This window comes from Halomonas sp. GFAJ-1 (assembly GCF_000236625.2).
Classification (GTDB): Bacteria; Pseudomonadota; Gammaproteobacteria; order Pseudomonadales; family Halomonadaceae; genus Vreelandella.
On the sequence record NZ_AHBC01000008.1, the window covers coordinates 112,954 to 135,064 of the forward strand.

The 22,111-nt window shown below is 52.1% G+C and carries 16 protein-coding genes; 4 read left to right on the forward strand and 12 right to left on the reverse strand.

Going from position 1 to position 22,111, the window contains the following annotated elements; genetic code table 11:
• Positions 1-50: 50 nt before the first annotated feature.
• The 6 genes from nqrE to MOY_RS02910 form a co-directional block, all read right to left on the reverse strand.
• Positions 51-668: an NADH:ubiquinone reductase (Na(+)-transporting) subunit E gene (gene nqrE / locus MOY_RS02885; protein ID WP_009096301.1), complete on the reverse strand. Its 618-nt coding sequence runs from the start codon at positions 666-668 to the stop codon at positions 51-53.
• Position 669: 1 nt separating this feature from the next.
• Positions 670-1,338, reverse strand: a complete 669-nt coding sequence (locus tag MOY_RS02890) for an NADH:ubiquinone reductase (Na(+)-transporting) subunit D (RefSeq protein ID WP_009096303.1) — start codon at positions 1,336-1,338, stop codon at positions 670-672.
• 2 nt (positions 1,339-1,340) lie between these two features.
• Positions 1,341-2,159: a Na(+)-translocating NADH-quinone reductase subunit C gene (locus tag MOY_RS02895; RefSeq protein ID WP_009096306.1), complete on the reverse strand. Its 819-nt coding sequence runs from the start codon at positions 2,157-2,159 to the stop codon at positions 1,341-1,343.
• The gene (locus MOY_RS02900; protein ID WP_009096308.1) at positions 2,159-3,382 is read right to left on the reverse strand and encodes an NADH:ubiquinone reductase (Na(+)-transporting) subunit B; all 1,224 of its coding nucleotides are present in this window, start codon (positions 3,380-3,382) and stop codon (positions 2,159-2,161) included. The genes MOY_RS02895 and MOY_RS02900 overlap by 1 nt, the downstream gene beginning before the upstream one ends.
• A gap of 3 nt (positions 3,383-3,385) precedes the next feature.
• Positions 3,386-4,735, reverse strand: coding sequence for a Na(+)-translocating NADH-quinone reductase subunit A (locus MOY_RS02905; protein ID WP_009096309.1), 1,350 nt, complete (start codon positions 4,733-4,735; stop codon positions 3,386-3,388).
• A gap of 338 nt (positions 4,736-5,073) precedes the next feature.
• Positions 5,074-6,537 (reverse strand): glyceraldehyde-3-phosphate dehydrogenase, encoded by a 1,464-nt coding sequence (locus MOY_RS02910; protein WP_035539862.1) that lies wholly within the window; start codon positions 6,535-6,537, stop codon positions 5,074-5,076.
• 269 nt (positions 6,538-6,806) lie between these two features.
• Between MOY_RS02910 and mfd the strand changes: the two genes are divergently transcribed.
• Positions 6,807-10,256, forward strand: coding sequence for a transcription-repair coupling factor (mfd, locus tag MOY_RS02915; protein ID WP_193391953.1), 3,450 nt, complete (start codon positions 6,807-6,809; stop codon positions 10,254-10,256).
• Between the two features lie 150 nt (positions 10,257-10,406).
• A complete protein-coding gene (locus MOY_RS02920) occupies positions 10,407-11,540 on the forward strand; it encodes a L,D-transpeptidase family protein (protein WP_009096315.1) in 1,134 nt (377 codons plus the stop codon).
• A gap of 101 nt (positions 11,541-11,641) precedes the next feature.
• Here the strand turns inward: MOY_RS02920 and MOY_RS02925 are convergent, their stop codons facing one another.
• The 6 genes from MOY_RS02925 to MOY_RS02950 form a co-directional block, all read right to left on the reverse strand.
• Complete coding sequence (locus tag MOY_RS02925) at positions 11,642-11,905, reverse strand: Lpp/OprI family alanine-zipper lipoprotein (protein WP_009096317.1); 264 nt, start codon at positions 11,903-11,905, stop codon at positions 11,642-11,644.
• A 224-nt stretch (positions 11,906-12,129) separates the two neighbouring features.
• Entirely contained in the window at positions 12,130-12,759 is a 630-nt protein-coding gene (locus MOY_RS02930) for a L,D-transpeptidase family protein (RefSeq protein WP_009096318.1), read from the reverse strand.
• A 156-nt stretch (positions 12,760-12,915) separates the two neighbouring features.
• A complete protein-coding gene (locus tag MOY_RS02935) occupies positions 12,916-13,380 on the reverse strand; it encodes a hypothetical protein (RefSeq protein ID WP_009096320.1) in 465 nt (154 codons plus the stop codon).
• Positions 13,381-13,531: 151 nt separating this feature from the next.
• A complete protein-coding gene (locus MOY_RS02940; RefSeq protein WP_009096322.1) occupies positions 13,532-13,993 on the reverse strand; it encodes a DUF6586 family protein in 462 nt (153 codons plus the stop codon).
• Positions 13,990-16,617 (reverse strand): type I DNA topoisomerase, encoded by a 2,628-nt coding sequence (gene topA, locus MOY_RS02945; protein ID WP_009096324.1) that lies wholly within the window; start codon positions 16,615-16,617, stop codon positions 13,990-13,992. Before topA ends, MOY_RS02940 begins: the two co-directional genes overlap by 4 nt.
• Positions 16,618-16,925: 308 nt before the next feature.
• Positions 16,926-19,493, reverse strand: coding sequence for a DUF3141 domain-containing protein (locus MOY_RS02950; protein ID WP_009096326.1), 2,568 nt, complete (start codon positions 19,491-19,493; stop codon positions 16,926-16,928).
• A 336-nt stretch (positions 19,494-19,829) separates the two neighbouring features.
• Here MOY_RS02950 and MOY_RS02955 point away from each other — a divergent pair, with 336 nt between their 5' ends.
• Together MOY_RS02955 and lipA are read left to right on the forward strand one after the other, a co-directional pair.
• Positions 19,830-20,816, forward strand: a complete 987-nt coding sequence (locus MOY_RS02955) for a LysR family transcriptional regulator (RefSeq protein ID WP_009096328.1) — start codon at positions 19,830-19,832, stop codon at positions 20,814-20,816.
• Between the two features lie 150 nt (positions 20,817-20,966).
• A complete protein-coding gene (lipA, locus tag MOY_RS02960) occupies positions 20,967-22,019 on the forward strand; it encodes a lipoyl synthase (protein ID WP_009096330.1) in 1,053 nt (350 codons plus the stop codon).
• The last annotated feature ends 92 nt before the right edge of the window (positions 22,020-22,111 follow it).

A 22,111-nucleotide genomic window follows, 5' to 3' on the forward strand; every position in this document is an offset into this window, starting at 1 on the left:
TGAGGGTTTTCTGTACCTCGGCAGCCGGCTGCCGAGAAAACCAGCTCCGATTAAAGCTGAATGCCTGAGAAAGACATAAAGCCCAGAGACATTAAGCCAACGGTGATAAACGTGATGCCAAGGCCCTGCAAACCACCAGGTACGTCACTGTACTTGAGCTTCTCACGGATACCCGCCAGGGCAGTAATTGCCAGCGCCCAACCAACCCCAGAGCCGAAACCGTAGATCACGGATTCACCGAAGTTATAGTTACGCTCAACCATGAACAGTACGCCACCGAGGATGGCGCAGTTAACAGTAATCAGCGGCAAGAAYACGMCCAGCGCGTTGTACAGCGCTGGTACGTACTTATCCAAGAACATCTCAAGGATCTGTACCAGGGCTGCAATAACACCGATATAGCTCAATAGACCCAGGAATGAGAGATCAATATTCTCAGCTCCGCTAATCCCAGTCCAAGTCAGCGCGCCTTCAGCGAGAAGGAGGTTGAATACTAGGTTATTAACGGGCACGGCAATCGTCAGTACCACGATAACCGCAATACCCAGACCAAAGGCAGCTGATACCTTCTTCGATACCGCCAGGAAGGTACACATGCCCAGGAAGAAGGCTAGGGCCAAGTTCTCAACAAAAACCGAAGCAACAAAAAGGCTAATATACTGTTCCATGTTACACAGCCTCCTTCGGCTTGGTATTGTGCTTCATCTTGAACTCGTTATCTTCTACCTGCTCGGGGTTGTAAGCGCGAATCGCCCAAATTAATAACCCAATAATAAAGAAGGCAGAGGGCGGCAGCAGTAGCAGGCCGTTAGGCACGTACCAGCCACCGTTTTGCACGGTCTCAAATACGGTGAAGCCGAAGACACTACCCGCACCAAACAGCTCACGGAAGAAGCCCACGACCATCAGTACAAAGCCGTAGCCCAAGCCGTTGCCAATACCGTCAAGGAACGATATGCCCGGCGAGTTGGACATGGCAAAGCCTTCAGCGCGGCCCATTACGATACAGTTAGTGATAATCAGACCTACGAAGACCGACAGCTGCTTAGACATCTCATAAGCATAGGCCTTGAGGATCTGGTCAACCACGATAACCAGCGATGCAATGATCGTCATCTGAACAATGATACGAATCGAAGACGGAATATGGTTCCGAATGACCGATACGAACAAGTTAGAAAACGCACACACAAAGATAACAGCCAGCGACATGACCAGCGAAACGCTCATGCTGGTAGTAACCGCCAGGGCAGAACAAATACCCAAGATTTGCAGCGCAATGGGGTTGTTCTTGAAGATCGGCGCCGTCAAAGCGCCTTTAGCATTTAAATCTGCCATGATCAGGCTCCTTCCGCTTCGAGTTCGACGTCAGCGTCCTGAGCATCTTCCTGGTCAACGCCGCTGCGGAACCTGGCTAAATATTCACCAAAGCCTTCTGGACTCAGCCAGAACTGCAGCATGTTGTTAACGCCATTAGCTGTCAGGGTAGCACCAGAGAGACCATCAACTTCATAATCGCCGGAACCACTACCTTTAACAACGCGGATAGCAGGATTCAGTTCACCTTCGTCATCGAAGATCCTTTTACCTTCCCACTGAGCTTGCCAGCGCGGATTGTTTACCTCGGCACCCAGGCCAGGCGTTTCACTGTGGTCATAGTAAGTAATACTCACAATCGTATTACCGTCACCTTCAACCGCCAGGAAGCCCATCATACGGCCCCAAAGGCCTTGACCACGGATGGGTAAAACAATCTGATCGGGGTCATCAGGGTCGCCGACCAAATAAACAGCCGCATAGTTCTCAACCCTGGATAGCCCAGCGATGTCGCGGGGACCAGACAGCGTACGACCCGTTGCGGGGTCACGAGACGCTTCAAAACCGTCAAACGTGTCAGCGTCGAACTGGTCAGTGTAGTCGCCAGTTGCCAGCTCAACGACGCGAGCAGTGATCTGCTCGCGGAACGCCTGCTCTACATCCACACCGGGTTCGTATAAACGCGCCACGTTTAGGATGTTGGTTTTACGATCCAGCTCCTGATTTAGCTGCTGCATGGGTCGTAGTGCAACAGCCGCCGTCGAAACGATGACTGAGCACACGATACACAGCGAAAATGCTACGGTCAGGATCTTCTTGATGGAGTTATTACCTTGTGCCATTAGGCAGTCTCCTCGGCCGGTACGCCAGTACGCTTGATGCGGCGCTTAATATTGGCCTGGACGAACATGTGATCAATCAGCGGCGCAAACAGGTTAGCAAACAGAATGGCCAGCATGATGCCTTCCGGGAAGGCTGGGTTCACCACGCGAATCAAGACTGTCATTACGCCGATAAGCGCACCGAACACTAGGCGGCCTTGGTTAGTCATCGCGGCGGACACAGGGTCAGTCGCCATAAACACCATACCAAAGGCAAAACCACCGATCACAAAATGCCAATACCACGGCATCTCGAACATCGGGTTAGTGTCAGAGCCAATCAAGTTAAACAGTGTACTCGTGATCACCATGCCCAAAAATACGCCCAGCATGATTCGCCAGTTAGCAATTTTGGTCCAAAGTAAAACGGCAGCACCGATCAAAATAGCCAGCGTAGACACTTCACCTACCGAGCCAGGTACGAAACCTAAGAAAGCGTCCCACCATGTGAAGGTGTTCGTTAATGCTGACATGCCGTCTTGGAATGCAACCGAAAGTGCAGTGGCACCCGAATAACCATCAGCCGCTACCCATACCGCATCACCAGAAATTTGCGCTGGATATGCAAAGTACAGAAATGCCCGACCGGTTAACGCAGGGTTTAGGAAGTTTTTACCGGTACCACCAAAGATCTCTTTACCGATAACCACGCCGAAGGTGATACCCAAAGCCACCTGCCAAAGCGGAATTGTCGCTGGCAGAATCAGCGCAAACAGTACTGACGTTACGAAGAAGCCTTCGTTAACTTCGTGACCGCGCTTGATAGCGAACATCACTTCCCAGAAGCCACCTACCGCAAACGTTACGAGGTAGATTGGCAAGAAGTACGTGGCGCCCAGTACAAAGTTGGCCCATAGGCTGCCGGGATCATGTCCGCCCGCCAGGGTCATCATGATTGCTTCACGCCAACCGCTCATGGACGCGTAGCCAGCATCAATAGCTGTATTAGCCTGCCAGCCTGCGTTCCACATACCAAAGAACATCGCCGGGAAGGTACACATCCACACAGTAATCATGATGCGCTTAAGATCTACACCATCACGCACATGAGAAGTGGTTTTTGCAACACTGGGCGGAGAGTAGAAAACGGTATCTATCGCTTCGTAGAGCGGGTAGAACTTTTCGTACTTACCACCTTTATGGAAGTGCGGCTCGAGATTATCGAGTGTTTGTCGAATACCCATTTATCAGGCCTCTTTCTCGATCATGGTGAGATTGTCACGCAGGATAGGGCCATACTCGTATTTGCCGGGGCAAACATACGTGCAAAGCGCCAGATCCTCTTCGTCTAGCTCAAGACACCCAAGCTGCATGGCAACCTCAATGTCGCCCACAATCAACGAACGCAGCAGCTGTGTTGGCATGAAATCCAGTGGCATGATGCGTTCGTAATTACCAACCGGCACCATGGCGCGCTCTGAGCCATTGGTTGATGTGGTTGGTGCGTAGTTGTTCAGGCCTTTGATCTTGGAAAGATAGATACCCATTACTGAGTGTCGGTTGGCACCTGTCGACAGCCAGCCCATGAATGTGCGCTTATTACCTTCTTCTAACAAGCTAATCTGGTTGTGGAAGCGGCCCAGGAAAGTAATTTTCCCTTCAGCGGCATTTCCAGAAAATACGGAGCCTGAAATAACGCGAGTGTCATCAGGTTGGATGATTTCTCCAGCCAAGAGTTCCTCGGTGCTAGCGCCCACCCGAGTACGTAGCAAACGGGGGTTTTCGGCACGCGGGCCACCCACTGCCACAACACGGCTCATATCCAACTGCCCTTCTACAAACAGCTTGCCGAACGCGATAACGTCCTGATAGCCGATGTGCCACACTTTCTTGTGCAGTGCGACGGGAGAAAGATAGTGAATATGGGTACCCACTAGACCCGCAGGATGCGGCCCAGCAAAGCTTTCTGTCGTTACACCACTCACATCACTTCCTGGCAAGGAAGCATCAGCACCCGTACACAGAAAAACGTTGCCCTCGGTCAGGCGGGTTAGCACCTTGAGGCCGTCTTCAAATGCTTGGGCATTTTCGTTGATGATTAAGGCAGGGTCAGCGCTTAGCGGATGCGTATCCACAGCGGTGACAAAGATATCGGAAGGTGTGCTGTCGATGGCTGGCGTACGTGAGAACGGACGGGTGCGCAAGGCAGTCCAGAGTCCTGACTCAACCAGTTGGTCGACAACGACTTGACGCTCTAGCTGCCCTAAAGCACCACGATCATGAGACGCGAATGTCATCGCTTCTTCATTTTCGTCTACTTTAATAACGACAGACAGCAAACGGCGTTTTTCGCCACGGTTAATTGCAATTACTTCACCGCTGGCAGGCGCTGTAAAGCGCACACCGTCAATCTTCTTATCGGTGAAAAGCAATTGGCCCAGTTTGACCTTATCCCCTTCCTGAACTTCCATCGTTGGCTTCATGCCAACGTAGTCGGTGCCCAGGATTGCCACGTGGCGCACACGCCGCGCATCTTCAATACGCTGCTCGGGCGCTCCCGTGATGGGGAGATCCAGGCCTTTTTTGACTTCGATCATAGTCTCGCCCAGTTGTTGGATCGGATATACGAAGGTAAGGGGTTCGAATGCTTATTTTCTGCTCAGTGAATTCTTGTTTTCTGTTCAGATTGTTACCAGTCAGGCCCAAGCACGCTTGAACCACCCCGAAAAATCTAACGTATTATAAAGATAAGAGCGGCCAATGACCACATCCCTGAGGGCCTCCAAAGGTGCTATATGCTTTTACAGCGCGTTTGTTTCTGGTACGAAAACGCCACCCGAAGGTGGCGTTGACAATAAGCGCTAGAAGAGCGGGCAAAACACCACCCTATCCTTAGCTATCAAGGCAGAACGCCTATGCTAAGCAAAGCGGGCAATTAGCCCACTTGGCGTGGCAGCTTCAAAAACTGCACATTCGACATCTGCTGAAGAATACGAATGACCTGGCAGCTATAACCAAACTCATTGTCGTACCAAACGTATACGACAGCATGATTACCGTTAGCGATGGTCGCTTTGGCATCCACAATGCCTGCATGGCGATTACCAACGAAATCAGAAGAAACCACTTCTGCCGAGTCGACAAAATCGATCTGCTTTTGGTAGGCAGAGTCAATCGACATACGGCGCAAATAGTCGTTGAGCGCCTCAGCGTCGGTGCCCTTATCTAGCGTCAGGTTCAAAATCGCCATGGAAACGTTGGGTGTTGGCACACGGATAGCGTTACCCGTTAGCTTACCCTCAAGCTCCGGCAGCGCTTTAGAAACAGCTTTTGCAGCACCCGTCTCAGTCAATACCATGTTAAGCGCCGCACTACGGCCACGACGGTCGCCTTTATGGTAGTTGTCGATTAGGTTCTGATCGTTGGTGTAGGCATGCACCGTTTCTACGTGACCATTCACCACACCGTACTCATCGTTGAGCACTTTCAGCACGGGCACAATGGCATTCGTGGTGCAAGACGCGGCTGAAACAATGCGGTCTTCATCACTGATAGAACCGTGGTTAATACCGAAGACAATATTTTTAATATCACCTTTACCCGGCGCCGTCAGCAACGCTTTCGCTGCGCCTTTGCACTCAAGGTGCTGACCAAGACCTGCTTCATCGCGCCAAATGCCGGTATTATCGACGATGACAGCGTTATTAATATCATAAGCAGTGTAATCGATTTCACTGGGTGAATCGGCGTAGATCACCTGTACCACATTACCGTTTACGATAAGCGTACGCGCCTCAACATCAATCGAAATAGTACCTTCAAAAGGCCCATGGACGGAGTCGCGGCGAAGCAGGCTAGCGCGTTTTTCAAGATCTTTTGCTACGTCACCACGGCCACGTACAACAATCGCGCGTAGGCGCAGCAAGTTACCACCGCCAGCCTTTTCAACCAGCACACGAGCCAGCAAGCGACCGATACGACCAAAGCCATACAGCACCACGTCCTGAGGCTCACCAGTGCTAGCACCTGGCTTGTAGCCATCAATGATTTCACTTAGCTCGTCACGCAGAAAGGCGTTTAGATCGCTTCCACTCTGGCGCTTAAAGTTGACGGCCAGCTTACCCACATCCACGTGGGCAGGACCTAGATTCAGCTCGCTCATCGCCTTGACGATGGGGAACGTATCTTCAACTGATAGCTCAGTGCCTTCGATCTTACGCACAAAGCGATGATCTTTAAGGATACGAATAACCGACCGTTTGATCAGCGAACGTCCGAACATGGTGGCAACAACGTTGTTCTGACGGTAAAGCTGCCCGACAAGCGGGATCATCTGCTCTGCCAAGGCTTCGTTGTTTTGCCAATCCTGAAAAACGTTTTCGAGAGCTTGCTGACTCACGTGCGGCCTCATTGAGTAGTGAAAACAGGGTCATAAAGAAAAAACCAATGTGCATTATCCTGGGCTTAAGGCTCAGTAGCAATCAAAGGTTAGTCGCACAGCATGTAGGGGTATTACAGAAAGAGTCCATTGACTACAAATCGCAAATGATATGGAGGCAACGAAACATAACAGAGCCGCCCATCACTCTTGCTCGGCGGGGACTCTAACTGGAAGTATTGATCGTGTATGATCCAAATTCCGTTTCAGCGCAAAACGATACCTTACTTATGCCTTCTTTCTCTCTGCTCGAACCACCCCAGCCACACGGGACTCGCGACACGCTTTACCTCACAGCGCCGCCGGGCAGTGCGACTGCCCTGGCACTCGCCCAGGTAGCGTCTAAGGCCCCACTACTGGTGATCACACCCAGCACCGCTAGCGCCCAACGTCTGGAGCAAGACCTAGCATTCTACAGCACCGTGCCTGTCCTCCCCTTCCCTGATTGGGAAACGCTGCCTTACGACAGCTTTTCTCCCCATCAGGATATTATATCCGCCCGCCTACGCACCTTACGACAGCTCCAGGACGGGGTTCGCGGGATTGTATTGGTTCCTATCAACACGTTAATGCAGCGCCTGCCGCCGGTGGAATATATCGCTGGCCGGGTGATGACCTTGCAAACAGGCGCCAAGCTCAATCGTGAAACGTTCAGGGAGTCACTCTCCCGAGCAGGCTATCGCGCTGTTGAGACCGTGTATGAGCCGGGTGAGTACGCTATGCGCGGCGCTATTATCGACCTTTTTGCCATGGGCATGGATGAACCTATCCGGATTGACCTGTTTGATGATGAAATTGATACGCTGCGTCATTTCGACCCAGGCAACCAGCGCTCTACCGATAAACTAGATCATCTTGAACTTCTTCCTGCCCACGAATACTCGTTAAGCCGTAGCGCCATTGCCTGCTTTCGGGAGCAGTTTGAAACCCTATTCGACGTTGATCCGCGCCAAAGCCCGCTCTATAACGACGCTCTCAAAGCCATACCCTCGCCCGGGCTAGAGCACTACCTGCCGCTATTTTTCGAACAGACCGCATCACTTTTTGAACACGTCACTGACGACACTCGCGTCGCATTACTACCTGGCATATTTCAAGCCGCCGAGCAGCATTGGCAAGCGATTGAGTCACGCTACGACAACCTTGGAGTAGACCCCACCCGGCCGTTAATACCCCCACATCGCGCATTCTTTCCCGTTAGTGAGGTCTTCTCGGCGATCAAGGCGCGGCCACGCATAGAGTTAACCGAAGATGAAACGCATCGCCATGCGCTAACCCCTGACGCCCAAGCACTGCCCACCCTGGCGATTAATGCGCGGGCAAAACAGCCGCTCAGCGCATTGGCCAATTTTCTGGAAGCCCAGCCCCAAACGCGAATCCTTTTTGCTGCAGAATCCAGAGGGCGCAGAGAAGCACTGGAAGAAATTCTAGCGCCGCTGCATTTACAACTGCCTCACGTGGAAAGCTTCCACGCCTTCCTAGGCAGCCAACACGGGATGGGCATCACCGAAAGCCAAGTTGGTAGCGGCCTGTGGCTTACTGAACCCAATGTAGCGGTAATTAGTGAAACCGAGCTATTTGGTGATGTGGTTCGCCAGAGCCGCCGTCGGGAAAAAGCGACCGATGATAACGAGCTTGCGGTTCGGCACTTGTCTGAGCTTAAGGAAGGTGCGCCGGTGGTACACCAAGCCCACGGCGTCGGCCGCTATATGGGGCTTGAGACCTTAGAGGCGGGCGGTCAGGCTAATGAGTTTCTCGCTCTCTATTATGCTGATGGGGCAAAACTCTACGTGCCCGTGGATAGCCTGCATCTAATTTCACGCTACAGCGGCGCAGACGACGAGCTGGCGCCCTTGCATAAGCTGGGCTCAGATCAGTGGGAAAAAGCACGCCGCAAAGCCGCCGAGAAAATTCGCGACACCGCCGCAGAGCTCCTTGATGTTTATGCCCGGCGAGAAGCCCAGCAAGGCGTGGTTTACGATGCTCCCGCTGAAGAGTACACCCGCTTTTCGGCTAGCTTCCCCTTTGAAGAAACCCCAGACCAGCAAGCCGCAATTGAGGCGGTGATCAGCGACATGACCTCCCCTCAGCCCATGGACCGCGTGGTGTGTGGTGATGTGGGGTTCGGCAAAACCGAAGTCGCCATGCGCGCAGCGTTTCTGGCCGTGCAGTCTGGCAGACAAGTTGTGGTATTAGTGCCCACCACGCTGCTTGCCCGCCAACATTTTGAGAACTTCCGCGACCGCTTTGCCGATACCGCGGTCAATATAAGCCTGATCTCCCGTTTTACCGCGGGTAAAGAGATGACTCAAACACTGCAAAGCATCAAAGAGGGTCAAACTGATATTGTGATTGGCACTCATAAGCTGCTTTCAAAAAGCGTTGAGCTGCCAAAAATAGGGCTATTAATTATTGATGAAGAGCACCGCTTCGGGGTTGCTCAAAAAGAAAAACTCAAAACGCTGCGTGCGGAAATTGATATTTTGACGCTTACTGCCACGCCCATTCCACGCACGTTAAATATGGCAATGAGCGGCATTCGAGATCTCTCCATTATTGCCACACCACCCGCCCGGCGCCTGTCAGTCAAAACCTTTGTGCAACAACGCGATAACAGCATTATTAAAGAGGCGCTCTTGCGCGAAATCTTGCGCGGCGGCCAAGTCTATTTTTTGCACAACGAAGTTAAAACTATCGAGAATGCCGCTGAGCAGATCCGAGAACTGGTACCAGAAGCCCGCGTAGCCGTCGCACACGGCCAGCTGCCTGAACGCAGTCTTGAGCGGGTTATGTCAGATTTCTACCATCGGCGCTTTAACGTGCTGGTGTGCTCAACGATTATAGAAACAGGCATTGACGTGCCCAGCGCCAACACTATTTTGATTGAGCGTGCTGATAAGTTCGGCCTTGCACAGCTACATCAGCTTCGCGGCCGCGTAGGGCGCAGCCACCACCAGGCCTATGCCTATCTGCTAACGCCGCCACCTAAGGCTATGACGCGGGACGCTGTTAAGCGTCTTGAAGCTATCAGCGCCTCTGATGATCTAGGCGCTGGCTTTACTCTAGCCAGCCACGATATGGAGATCCGCGGCGCAGGCGAGCTACTGGGTGATGAGCAGAGCGGCCAGATGGAAACCATAGGCTACACGCTGTATATGGAAATGCTTGACCGTGCAGTAAAAGCAATTCGTGCGGGCAAAACGCCTAACATAGACGCCCCCTTTAATAACGGCGTGGAAATCAGCCTCAACTTACCCGCCTTGATACCCGATGACTATATTCATGACGTACAGCAGCGGCTAGTCATGTATAAGCGTATTGCCAATACTCAAAGTGACGCGGAACTTAAAGAACTTCAGGTAGAGCTTATTGATCGCTTTGGCCTGCTCCCTGCCCCGCTGAAAAACTTAATTCGGCAGACCAAGCTTCGCCAACGCGCCGAACAGCTAGGCGTGGCCCGCATCGAAGCGGGCGAGAGTAAAGGCCGAGTGCTATTTAACAGCGCCACACAAGTAGACCCATTGACATTAGTGATGCTGATTCAAAAATCACCACAGCACTACCGTTTAGACGGCTCAGACACTTTAAGGTTTGAATTCCCAATGGAATCAGTCGAACAGCGTTTTGAAAAGGTTGAAACTCTGTTGACCACGCTGAATCAAAAAGTAGCGGCGACGTAATCCTTGGGGCAAACTTATACCTAAGAAGCACATTGGAAGCTTCAATAAGCCAACGCGCTTCTGGCAAATAAGGATGCTCCACCCTGGCAATAACACCTTTGCTTCACCTGACGTGCCTTTACTCAACTGCATTCACTATTAGGAACGACCATGAACACTCGCCATCTTTTCAACCTATGGGGCCCCACCAGCTTAGCGGTCCTGCTGGCGGCTAGCCTTACTGGGCCGGCCTATGCCCAGCCTGTAAGCGAGCAGCAGGCCAGGGGGCAAGCTGTGGTTAGTGATGCAGCTGTAGCTGGTGCAGAGCAGGCAGCCGATCACCGTGAGCTTCCACGCGGCCACTTCCGCTTGCCCGAAAAAGGCGACATCGTTGGTGAGTATTACACTGTCACGGTGGAGGATCAGGAAGAAACCCTAATCGATATCGCTCGTCGGCATAATATCGGCTTCGAAGAGATTCGCATGGCCAACCCTGATGTAAGCTTATGGGTTCCAGGCAAAGGCACAGAAATCGTCATTCCTGCTCAATACATCTTGCCACCCGCGCCCCGTGAAGGCGTCGTCATCAACCTTTCGGAACTGCGTCTTTATTATTACCCAGCCAACAACCCCGGTATTGTGGAAACCTATCCTGTTAGCGTTGGCAGAGACGGCTTTGCTACCCCGGTGGGCATTACACGCACAACGATAAAGGTTAAAGACCCCGCCTGGGCACCCCCTGCATCAATGCGCCGTGAAGCGGCTGAGCGCGGCGAACCAGCCCCCACCATCGTCCCCCCTGGCCCAGACAATCCCCTTGGCCGTCACGCCATTTTATTAGATATGCCTAGCTATCTCATTCATGGCACTAACCGCCCAGATGGCGTGGGTATGCGCGCTAGCCGCGGCTGCATTCGCATGTATCCGGAAGACATTGAATCACTCTATGAGCGCCTCCCCAGCGGAACTAAAGTAAACTTGATGGACGCCCCTTTTAAGGCCGGCTGGGCGGACGACGGCACGTTATTCGTGCAAACCTTCCCGCAGCTTGAAGAGAATATTGATGACTCTGAGCCGCTGCAGGACGCTTTAGCGCGACTCAACGACTTGGTTCAAGATCAAGTTGATGTTAGCGAAGAGCAAGTGAAACATGCGATCGAAAACCCGGATGGCCGCTTTATAGCGCTTTACGGCCCGCAAGCGCCAGAAGAGGAACCCGAGCAAACACCACTTAAGCTAGAAGGCTTGCTTGAAGAAGTGGAAGTTGAAGTGAGCACGACTGTTCGCATTAGCGACGAAGCCTAGGGCTATAGCATTACGAACATAAAAAAACCCCGCCGAAGCGGGGTTTTTTCACATCTACAGCAACTACTGAGCAAAAGTGATGCTCAGTAGTCCAAGCAGAATTACTTCTGCATGGAGCGCTGGAACATGCGGTTCATTTCTTCACGGTTTTGCTCAGTCATCTGCAGAGCAGCTTGCGCGTCGCGCTGAGCTTGGTTAGCAGTGTTCAGAGCTTGTGAAGCCATGCTGCGTGCTTCTGCAGCATCAGCTTGTGCAGATTCAGCAGTCATGCGAACTTCTTCCAGTGCGCTGGTAGAAGCACAACCAGCCAGGATTGCCAGAGAAGCGGCAGCGGCAGTCATCTTAAGAGCAGTTTTCAGAGTCATAGTGTTCTCCTTGAGTCTTCCTTGGGTACAACATTAAAGGTATGACAAAAAATAAGACTAAAGTGTTAGCTTAAATTTGTCTACCTGCGGTGCAGGTTCTTTACAGCGACTAGCACCGAGAATAATCTACTCGGCACACAAGTCAAACGCTGTTTTATAATAGACAACAACGGATGTCTATAGCCACTTGCTTAAAACCTCGAACTTCCTTCAACGACATAAGCCTAGCGGATCACCACGCGAGTGCCAACACTTACCAACCCTGCCACTCGCTCGATCTCTTCATTAGTAACTGCCACGCACCCTTGGGTCCAGTGGTAGCGACCATGAATATCCGGATCCCCTCCGCCAATACCATGAATACCAATAGCACCACCTAATGCGGTGGTTTGCGGCGGATATCCGTGGCGCCGATAGTAATCGAAATAAGCTTCATAATCAGCTTGAGAATAAATGCCTTTCTCAAGTGCCATCCGAGCATGCGGTGGCGTAGGATAATCGATACCTATGAAAATATGCCACTGGCTTTGATAATTAAAACGGTTGATACGGAACTCACCCAGCGGCGTGACGTTATCGCCGCGCACACGCTGAGTTTTTGCGCCTGCTCGACCCAATGAAATTGGCGCAATACGATCGATTAACGTATTGCCACGAAACACGCTCAACGAGGCCTCTTTATCGTCAATCAGCAGCCACAGCTCATTGCTGTGGCGAGGAATATGGGCTCGTGAAAGCAGCGTCTCAACCAGATCAGTCGGCTGATAATCACTCACAGGGCTAACAGTGGTTGCGTTGGCGACTACTGGCCAGCTTAGTGCTAGCGCCAAAAATCGGCGGCGGTTTAAAGGCATCGTTGTGGCTCTCACTTTGGGCCAGCTTGGCAGGCCAAATAAGGCATTTATGAGGGCTTTTATACCTTATTAACGCTACCACTGTCAGCGATTTCGCCGCACAAAAACCATTTTTTTCTGTGGTAACAAGCCAATTTAACTCATTTTTAACGCTTGTTAGATATCTTCAAACTCATGCATGCTAGTTACTAGCTTGCGAGCTTCAGCATTGTGCCCTTCGGCTAACGCTGTAAAAAACTCTTCTTCAGGCTCAATTTTTGACCGTGACGCACGATGCTCGTAAAGAGCCTGCAAACTGCGATGAGACTCTTCTGCCGTTGCCATTATTTCATCAATTGAGCCTGCTACCGAGCGTTCAGCAAGTGCCTCTAACAAGGGGGGCTGAGGGAAGTCACCGGACTCGTCAAACCAGAGTTCTAGCACTTCACGCTGGTCGCTGCCGTCATTAAAAAGTGCTTCCAGCCCGGTCTTCATTTTTAACTCACTAGAGGCGAGATAGGTTAACGCCATCGCCAGACGCTGATTATCAGCCTGCTCAGCAGCCTCTGTGTACTGGCGCGCCATGCGCGCATGGTAGCCTGCCGCCCACTCGATTAAATCCTTGACCTGGTTGTAGCGCATCCGTGTCATCCTCCCGCGTCATCTCATCATCGGTGAATTGAACTTATTGATTTTTAACGTACTGCTTAGAGTTTAGTGGTTTGTAATAGTTTCGCCACTCTCTCATTCTCTGCACTACTCTCTACTACTCTCTTATTCCCTCGACTACTCTCTACCACTCTTGGCTGGTTTCACGTAGCGCCGCTATTTCCTGTTTCGCTGCGGCTATATGGGTGAGTAACTGCTCTGAGAAAGAGGCCTGACTGGCGACGGCAATCATTGAAGGGTTATCTACACGCCGCTTGGCAGCCCCTTCACTGCTATGCAGCCGTTCAAGTTGAACCGTTAACCAACATAGCCAGCTATCCGGCTGGCTGATAAGGTCACGCAGGCGCTGAAGCTCAGCAATGGCTGGGCCGTCACTGGCGAGCAGCTGCTGCCAAGCATGGGTCTCCAGCCGCGCATGCTCGCAAACCTCTCTGAGCATGGCATTAAGCGCCAGCTCAAAGAGCGCCAAGGCGCTCTCTTCAATCGCCATTTGCCGAACGGGGGCATGCTCATCATCCCCGGCGGGCAAACCCACTAGCAGCTCTGCTTGATAAAGCAGTTGATTCGTACGAGACCGAGGGCTCACTTACGCTTGTCCTCCACATGCCATTTACCGGCTTCATAGGTCGCTTTCCAGCCAGTCGCCTTTCCTTCCTCGTCAGTCATCACAAACTGCTCTTTATTTTTACGCGAGAAACGAATTTGCGCTGGGCGTCCGTCTGGATCTTTACTAGGCGCCTTGAGAATAAAGTGGTACTTCTCCGGCAGTTCCTCGGCGTGGGACTTTAACTCCTCCACCAAGGGCGGGCGCGTTTCCCGGTTTTTAGGAAACTTGCTAGCCGCAAGGAATAAGCCACTGGCGCCGTCACGCAGTACGTAGTGGTCATCCACTTTTTGACAGGCCAGCTCTGGCATTGGAATTGGATCCATCTTAGGCGGCGCCACTTCACCACTTTTCAATAACTTACGTGTATTTTTACACTCGCTATTTGTACAGCCGAAGTACTTACCAAAACGCCCAGACTTCAGCTGCATTTCCGAGCCGCATTTATCGCACTCAATGATGGGCCCGTCATACCCTTTTATCTTGAACTTACCTGTCTCAATATCGTACCCATCGCAATCGGGACTGTTACCACAAATATGCAGTTTACGGGTTTCATCAATTAGGTAGTTATCCATTGCCGTGCCACACTTCTCGCAACGATGTTTGGCACGCAGGGCATTGGTTTCTGCTTCTTCACCGGCATCTTCGGCAACTGCCTCTTCGCCCGGAATCAGATCAATAGTCGTTTTACAGCGCTCTTTAGGAGGCAAGTTGTAGCCACTACAGCCAAGGAACACCCCGGTTGATGCCGTGCGGATCTGCATTTTACGACCACAGCTCGGGCAGTCGATATCTGTAGGCACCGGCTGGTTGGGGCGCATACCATCTTCGCTTTCAGCTTTGCTTAACTCTCCACGAAACTCTTCGTAAAAAGCATCTAGCAACGCTTGCCAGTTACGCTCACCTTCAGCCACCTCATCTAGGCTATCTTCCATACGCGCCGTAAAAGAGTAATCCATCAAGTCAGGGAAGGACTCTTTCAAACGCTCGGTAACGATATCGCCCAGTTTTTCAGCATAAAAACGACGATTTTCTAGCTTCACATAACCACGATCCTGAATCGTGGAAATAATAGATGCATAGGTAGAAGGCCGGCCAATCCCCTGTTTCTCCAACTCTTTTACCAAACTTGCTTCCGTATAACGCGGGGCAGGCTTAGTAAAATGCTGCTGAGGGTCAAGCTTTTCAAGGCCCATGGGCGTGCCTTTGGGCAAATCTGGCAGGCTTTGATCTTCGTTTTTACCACTGGGCTTCATAACTCGGGTATAGCCATCAAACTTAAGCACACGCCCTTTGGCACGCAGATCGTAACCTTCTACTTCAACACTTAGCGTGCTAGATAGGTATTCAGCCGGGGTCATTTGACACGCCACAAACTGGCGCCAAATAAGTTCGTAAAGACGTTCAGCGTCGCGTTCCATTCCCGCTAAGTCAGACGCTTTACGCTCAACGCTAGAAGGCCGGATCGCCTCGTGGGCCTCTTGGGCGCTCTCTTTACTACTGTAACGGTTAGGTGCTTCCGGCAAGTAGCGCTCACCGTACTCATCGCCAATAAAAGCCCGCACCCCCTCCACCGCATCTTTGGAGAGATTTGTGGAGTCCGTACGCATATAGGTGATGTAGCCCGCCTCGTAAAGGCGCTGAGCCATGGTCATGGTCTTTTTAACTGAAAACCCTAACCGACCACTAGCGGCTTGCTGAAGCGTCGAAGTGATGAACGGCGCCGTGGGCTTGGAGCTCGTGGGCTTATCTTCACGGGAGGTGATGGCAAGCTTCGCCTTGCGCAGTTTCTCAATGCGATCAAGGGTGTCTTTCTGCGAGGTTGGTCGAAATGCCTTGCCATCCTGACGCGCCAACACAAACCGCACCAGCTCACCGTCCGGCGAAACCAGATCGGCATGCACATCCCAAAACTCTTCAGGAATGAAGGCACGAATTTCACGCTCACGCTCCACGATCAGGCGAACGGCGACTGATTGTACGCGACCGGCCGAAAGGCCACGGGCAATTTTGGCCCACAGCAACGGAGAGAGCATGAAACCTACGACGCGATCTAGGAAGCGGCGCGCCTGCTGAGCCTCAACCCGTGGAATATTGAGCACCCCAGGTGCCTTAAACGCATCCTGGATAGCGTTCTTGGTAATCTCGTTAAATACAACGCGCTTGTAACGGCTTTCATCACCACCGATGGTCTCGCGCAGGTGCCAGGCAATGGCTTCACCTTCGCGGTCCAAATCCGTTGCGAGATAAACAGCATCAGCCTTTTCGGCTAATTTTTTTAGCTCGGCAACCACTTTCTCTTTACCGGGTAACACTTCGTAGTGGGCTTCCCATCCATTACCAGGATCGATACCCATACGCCGTATAAGTTGGTCCTGGGCCTTGCGCTTCTTATACTCTGCCTTCTCTTCCACGGACATCTTACGCGTTGCCGCGGCCTGGCGAGCGCGCTCCTTGGGATCGGAGGCTGCCTTACCTGAGCCGCTGGTCGGTAGGTCACGTATATGACCCACGCTCGACTTGACGATGAAATCGTTGCCGAGGTACTTATTTATCGTCTTCGCTTTCGCTGGCGATTCGACGATGACCAGTGACTTACCCATAGTGCTCCACTTTCCTATTGCTTAGGCTACCTAGCCCATGCTCTGAATACGGCGCCGCATCAATTAACATTAGCGACTGCGTGAAAAATGCGCCTACCCTACCCCAGCACTTACTTAAGCGCCAGTGGCAACCACGACGAAGGGCGCCACACTGAATGTGACCAGAACCATGCTGAGGCCCCATAAGTTTTTATCACAAAGTAGCTAGACACTAGACTGCCGTCACAAGGACGGCAACCCAAAATAAGCGCAAACAAATAAAACGCCCCTGCTTTTTAGCAGGGGCGTATACGTTACCAAGCCTTTGTTTAACGCTTACGCGGTGTTTTGCGTCGCGCCACTGCGGCAGGTTTTGGCTTTTCTCCCTCGGCATTATCACTAGGCGTCGCCGCCTGCTTTTTATCAGCCGTCGTAGTCGCTGCAGCCTTTGCAGGAGTGGCAGCGGGACTTTCACTCGCGGCTTTACCAGCCGTTTCAGAGGTTTCTTTAGCGCTATGGCTAGCTGGTTTTACCTCTGCTTTAGCTGCGTTTTCAGAGGCTGCGTTCTCAGGGGCAGCTTTCTGAGGTGCTTTCTCAATCGCCGCAGGCGTAGCCGCCTGTTTAGCCACGGCAGATTTAGGCTTAGCCGGACGCGCCTTATCAAACAGAGCCTTTACCTGACTAAAGCGCTCAGTGGCGTGCTCAGACAGCTCCCCACTGGCTGCTAAAACATGCTCTAGGTGCTCTACTTGGCTATCAATTTCCTCATTACTCTGCCCTTTTAGTAGGTCAGGTAGCGTATTGAGTGCCTGTTCCCGATCCATTTTCAGCAAAAAGAACTGTTCACGCACCAAGTGCTTGAAATCGCTTAGCGAGGCTGTCGGCTCAAGCTCGGCGCGAGAAGCGCGTAGTCGTTTAAAGTTACGTTCATCAGTCGCCGTTGCACCTCCCAGCACGTAAATGATCGAGCGCATAGCAGCCTCATGAGTACCGCCATGGGAGAACTTTTCGCGCAGCTCATTTTTGCGGTTCTCAATAAAGCGACGGTGCTCTGGCTCAGCACCAGGACGACGGCGATGCACATGAGCATCCCCATGCAAACCAACCGCCGCCTGCAAGAGAGGCTGTCCATAGATGTCCATAAACATGCGCTCAGTAGAGCTGTCGCGCAGGTCGCGCCAAGCATTAAGCCCCGCAGTAATTTGGTCAGACGCCATCGATTCCAGTGCTTTGAAGAAATTATCCTGGCCTATCTCCTGACGATTGCGGCGTACGGTTTCTGCCATCACCGGTAGCGGCACCGTTAATGGGTTGCGGTCAGAAAGCAACTTATAACCTAGGCGAATGGGGTGCATACGGCGCGTCCAGCGCGCCGCTTCCGGCGTCATCACCGCACGCAACCAAGGCTGCATAAAGAGACGATAAAAACCGAGATTTATCTCAGAAATACGCGCAACGGTCGCGAAACGCCGATCATCTTCGGGCTTATGCATCACATCGCGGTCTAACTCTTCAAAGTTACGCGCGGTAAACTCTAGCAGATAATCTCGCTCGATCAGCTCGGCATCATCGCGCTCACTAGCATGGGATACCGTCGTTTCGTAAAGCCCCGGGGGCATTACATCGATATAGTCCATGTTCGCCGTAAACTCTGAATGCTCCTTACGTGACACACTGCCGGAAACAAAGATCCCAAGGTGCCCCGTCGTATCGTGCAGGCAGTACACAATGGTCTGCTCGTTGGCAATGATGTCTTCTTCGCCTTCGTATAGATCCCGAATCCAGCCAAGCGCTTGAGGCGGCGGCGTAATATCATCGCCCCGTGAGCAAAACACCACAACCGGTGAGCGGACATTGCGCAAGTCAATACGGCGCCCATCCCGGGTGACTAACTGCGCGGTGGAAAGGCGGTTTCCGACAAAGAGGTTATCAACGATGTACTGGATTTCTTCACCACCCAAAACCACGTGGCCGCCCCACCAGCGTTCAAATTCTAGATACCGCTCTTTTTCAGTATCGATGTTTGAGTAGAGATGAAACTGTTTTTTCCAGTATGTATTAGCCGGATTGAGACGCTCAAAGTTTTGCACCAACCAAGCGCCATCAAACAGACCGTTACCTAAATCGCTGGTTAACTCGGTAATCCAGCTCCCCCCTGTCATGCCGCCGGTATAGCGCATGGGTGCTTTGCCATGCTCGCCCGCCCAATAAGAGAGCGGAGCACCCGCTATTAAGATGGGGCCAAAGACGTCGGGTTCTAACGCGGCAGCCATCATAATTTGCCACCCTGCCTGGCAGTTGCCGACCACCATCGGCTTTTCAAACGTATCAGGATGTAACGCGATAACATGGCGCAAAAAGGCCACTTCTGCTTCAACCACGTCTTCGACGGTTTGACCCGGCTCAGGGAACGGTAAAAAACCAATGAAATAACAAGGATGGCCAGCCTTTAAGGCTACCCCCAGCTCGCTATCGGGTTTAAAGCCGCCAATGCCAGGGCCGTGCCCTGCACGGGGGTCAACCACCACAAAGGGCCGCTTCTTGGGATCAATGTCTGTATTGGCGGGGGGAAGAACTCTCAGCAGTTCGTAGTTCGTCGGATGGGGCAGCGTGCGCCCATCGAGCAATACTTCGGTTTCAAAACCCAGCACATTGGGCTTGGTCTGCTCCATATGTTCAAGGTATTGGTTGCCGCGTTCGCGCATCGCATCCCAATAGAGAATGTTACGTTCTAAGCTATCACGCCAGTACGACATGGCAGAACGCCCGAACCCAAAAGGGTCGATAACGCTGGCAAGGGCTTCCCCGCCGGGTAGCGCTGTTAAATCATTGGCAATGCCTGACCAAGCACTACTGAGCCCTTGGTCAGGTAGTAAAGGGTTAGCGAGAAAGTTCATAGATCCTCCCGTTGGAGTGATGCGGGGCATCAATCCCGAAGCAATGATGCTGCAATGCAATATAGTTTAGGCTACTCTTCGCGTGACGTCGATGCTTCCCTTGATCAATTCTTACGACATAGCGCTGAAGACGGCTGACTACTTCAGTGGTAGCATCGTCTAATTAGCGCAAGCTTTAAAACGCTGTCTTTCATGAAGAAATGCCTTTATAAGCACTTCCTACTGCGCCATTTACGGCTACAGCACATTACTACCAGTGCACAATAATAGAGCTACAGAGCAACTTATAGTTACAGCGTTCACTATCGCTGGAGGGTATTACCGAGAGGTTGTTTTATGTCGTCCCCTACGCTGCTAAACCGCCTGACCTTTCGTCAACTTCAAGTATTTCAGGAAGTGCATCGCCAGCGCTCTTATTCCCGCGCGGCAGAACAGCTCGGGCTTACCCAACCCGCTGTCAGCGCCCAAATCCGCCAGCTTGAGCAAGCCGTAGGCCAACCGCTATTTAAATATGCGGGCAAAACTCTCCATGTACTGCCCGCAGCAGACACGTTGGCGCTCTCTACCCGAGAGATCATTGGTCAACTTTCTCGGCTTCAGATGAACCTCTCGGACATTAACGGCAAAATTAGCGGCGAACTTAATATCGCGGCCGTTTCATCCGCCCAATATGTAGTGCCTTACCTGCTTGCTCGTTTTCGTGCGCGCTATCCAGACGTTCGAATACGCTTGAAAGTGTGCAATCGCAGCCAAGCGCTTGAAAGACTAGCGCAGCAGAAAGACGACGTAGTGATTATGGCAATGGTGCCGGACGACGACGGCTTGGTCGTTATGCCTATTTTAGATAACGAATTAATCGCCGTCGTATGGCCTCAACACCCGCTACTAAACGCCCCTGCGCCCTCTCTAGCTGATTTTGCCCGCCATTACCTCTTAATGCGCGAACCCGGCTCAGGAGTGCGCAATGCCTTTGAACAGCTGGCAGCCAACCAAGAAGTGGGCCTTCCTCATCGCATTGAATTAGGAACCAACGAGGCGATCAAGCAGGGCGTCATGGCGCACTTGGGCATTGCGGTACTCCCTCGCTTAGCAGTACAACTAGAGCTTGAGCAGGGGCTACTTGCATCGCTGACATTACCCAACTTTCCTATCCGCCGCTCTTGGTGCGCCGTTCACCGACGTGACCATTTTCCCACGCCGGTTGCGGAGCTTTTTTTACGCTTTACCCGGGAGCATCTAGACGAGTATCGGCGCTACTTTCAAACGCCCTCCAGCCCATTACCCAGTCACGGTGTTTCTTGTCTGCCTATGCTGCCTGTTTAGGCAGCCCACGCAACGTACTCAGAGTGTCTTGTTCTCTATGAGATATGTTACATTACCCTACTACCTACGTATGATTTAGCGTACTCAGGGCTTGGTCAGTTTTAACGCGGAGTGATGCTGGCCTGCCGCACAGTCGAGAGGCTCTTTTCTATGAGCAATAACCCCTCACAACGTGTGCCCAGCGGTGAAAAATTCCGCAATGAACACGGCATGACGGTGATCAAAGACGGCATGAAGCAGCGCAAAGCGCAGGCGGATGCCCCTTCTCTTGAGCGAAAGCCTAAGTGGTTACGCGCTCAGATTCCTGGTGGTGAACGGTTTGAAGCGGTTAAGAAAAATGTCGCTACTCACCGCCTTAGCACCGTGTGCGCCGAATCGCATTGCCCCAATATGGGTGAATGCTGGAGCAACGGTACCGCGACTATTATGCTGATGGGCTCCGTATGTACCCGCGCATGCCGTTTTTGTGCAGTAGATACTGGCAACCCTAAAGGTTGGCTGGACACCGAAGAGCCTGAAAACACAGCCAAGTCTGTTGAACTAATGGGGCTTCGCTATATCGTGCTTACCTCCGTCGATCGCGACGATTTAGACGACGGTGGCGCGACACATTATGCCAACTGTATTCGCGCTATTAAGGCGCGTACGCCAGAGGTTGTTGTTGAAGCGCTAACCCCCGATTTTGATGGTCAAAAAGACGCTATTGAACGGGTAGTGGATTCCGGGCTGGAGGTGTTTGCTCAGAATGTTGAAACGGTAGAACGCTTAACCCAAAAGGTACGGGACCCACGCGCTGGCTATCGCAAAACACTCGACGCTTTGGCGCATGCCAAGAAGTATCGTCCCGATGTCATCACTAAAACCAGCTTAATGTTAGGACTCGGCGAAACTGACGAAGAGATCTTACAGACTTTCGACGACCTACGTGAGATTGGCGTTGATATCGTAACTCTTGGCCAATACCTGCGCCCAACCAAAAACCACCTTGCTGTAGAGCGCTGGGTAACCCCAGAAGAGTTCGACCGCTACCGCGTGCAGGGGCTAGAAAAAGGCTTTATGGAAGTCCCCTCAGGGCCCTTGGTGCGCTCTAGCTATCGTGCTGACCGCGTGTTTGAGAAAAACAATCTTGGTCTTGCGTCACCTGCAGCCGTGCCAGGCCAAGAAACGGATACCAGCCGTATTCCTGCTTTGAACGTAGGGTAACACGCCTATGCCGCTGTAAATGCATATGCTGAGGGTATGCGTAGAGGTACCCTCTCCTATTTACAGCGGCAAATTTACAGCGGCAAACCCCT

Excerpts from the sequence above, each read along its gene's own strand:
- MOY_RS02890 (WP_009096303.1), bottom strand. The coding sequence starts at position 1,338 with ATGGCAGATTTAAATGCTAAAGGCGCTTTGACGGCGCCGATCTTCAAG.
- MOY_RS02895 (WP_009096306.1), bottom strand. The coding sequence starts at position 2,159 with ATGGCACAAGGTAATAACTCCATCAAGAAGATCCTGACCGTAGCATTT.
- MOY_RS02935 (WP_009096320.1), bottom strand. The coding sequence starts at position 13,380 with ATGCGCTACAACCAGGTCAAGGATTTAATCGAGTGGGCGGCAGGCTAC.
- MOY_RS02955 (WP_009096328.1), top strand. The coding sequence starts at position 19,830 with ATGTCGTCCCCTACGCTGCTAAACCGCCTGACCTTTCGTCAACTTCAA.
- MOY_RS02905 (WP_009096309.1), bottom strand. The coding sequence starts at position 4,735 with ATGATCGAAGTCAAAAAAGGCCTGGATCTCCCCATCACGGGAGCGCCC.
- MOY_RS02925 (WP_009096317.1), bottom strand. The coding sequence starts at position 11,905 with ATGACTCTGAAAACTGCTCTTAAGATGACTGCCGCTGCCGCTTCTCTG.
- MOY_RS02950 (WP_009096326.1), bottom strand. The coding sequence starts at position 19,493 with ATGAACTTTCTCGCTAACCCTTTACTACCTGACCAAGGGCTCAGTAGT.
- MOY_RS02920 (WP_009096315.1), top strand. The coding sequence starts at position 10,407 with ATGAACACTCGCCATCTTTTCAACCTATGGGGCCCCACCAGCTTAGCG.
- MOY_RS02900 (WP_009096308.1), bottom strand. The coding sequence starts at position 3,382 with ATGGGTATTCGACAAACACTCGATAATCTCGAGCCGCACTTCCATAAA.
- lipA (WP_009096330.1), top strand. The coding sequence starts at position 20,967 with ATGAGCAATAACCCCTCACAACGTGTGCCCAGCGGTGAAAAATTCCGC.
- mfd (WP_193391953.1), top strand. The coding sequence starts at position 6,807 with ATGCCTTCTTTCTCTCTGCTCGAACCACCCCAGCCACACGGGACTCGC.
- MOY_RS02930 (WP_009096318.1), bottom strand. The coding sequence starts at position 12,759 with ATGCCTTTAAACCGCCGCCGATTTTTGGCGCTAGCACTAAGCTGGCCA.
- topA (WP_009096324.1), bottom strand. The coding sequence starts at position 16,617 with ATGGGTAAGTCACTGGTCATCGTCGAATCGCCAGCGAAAGCGAAGACG.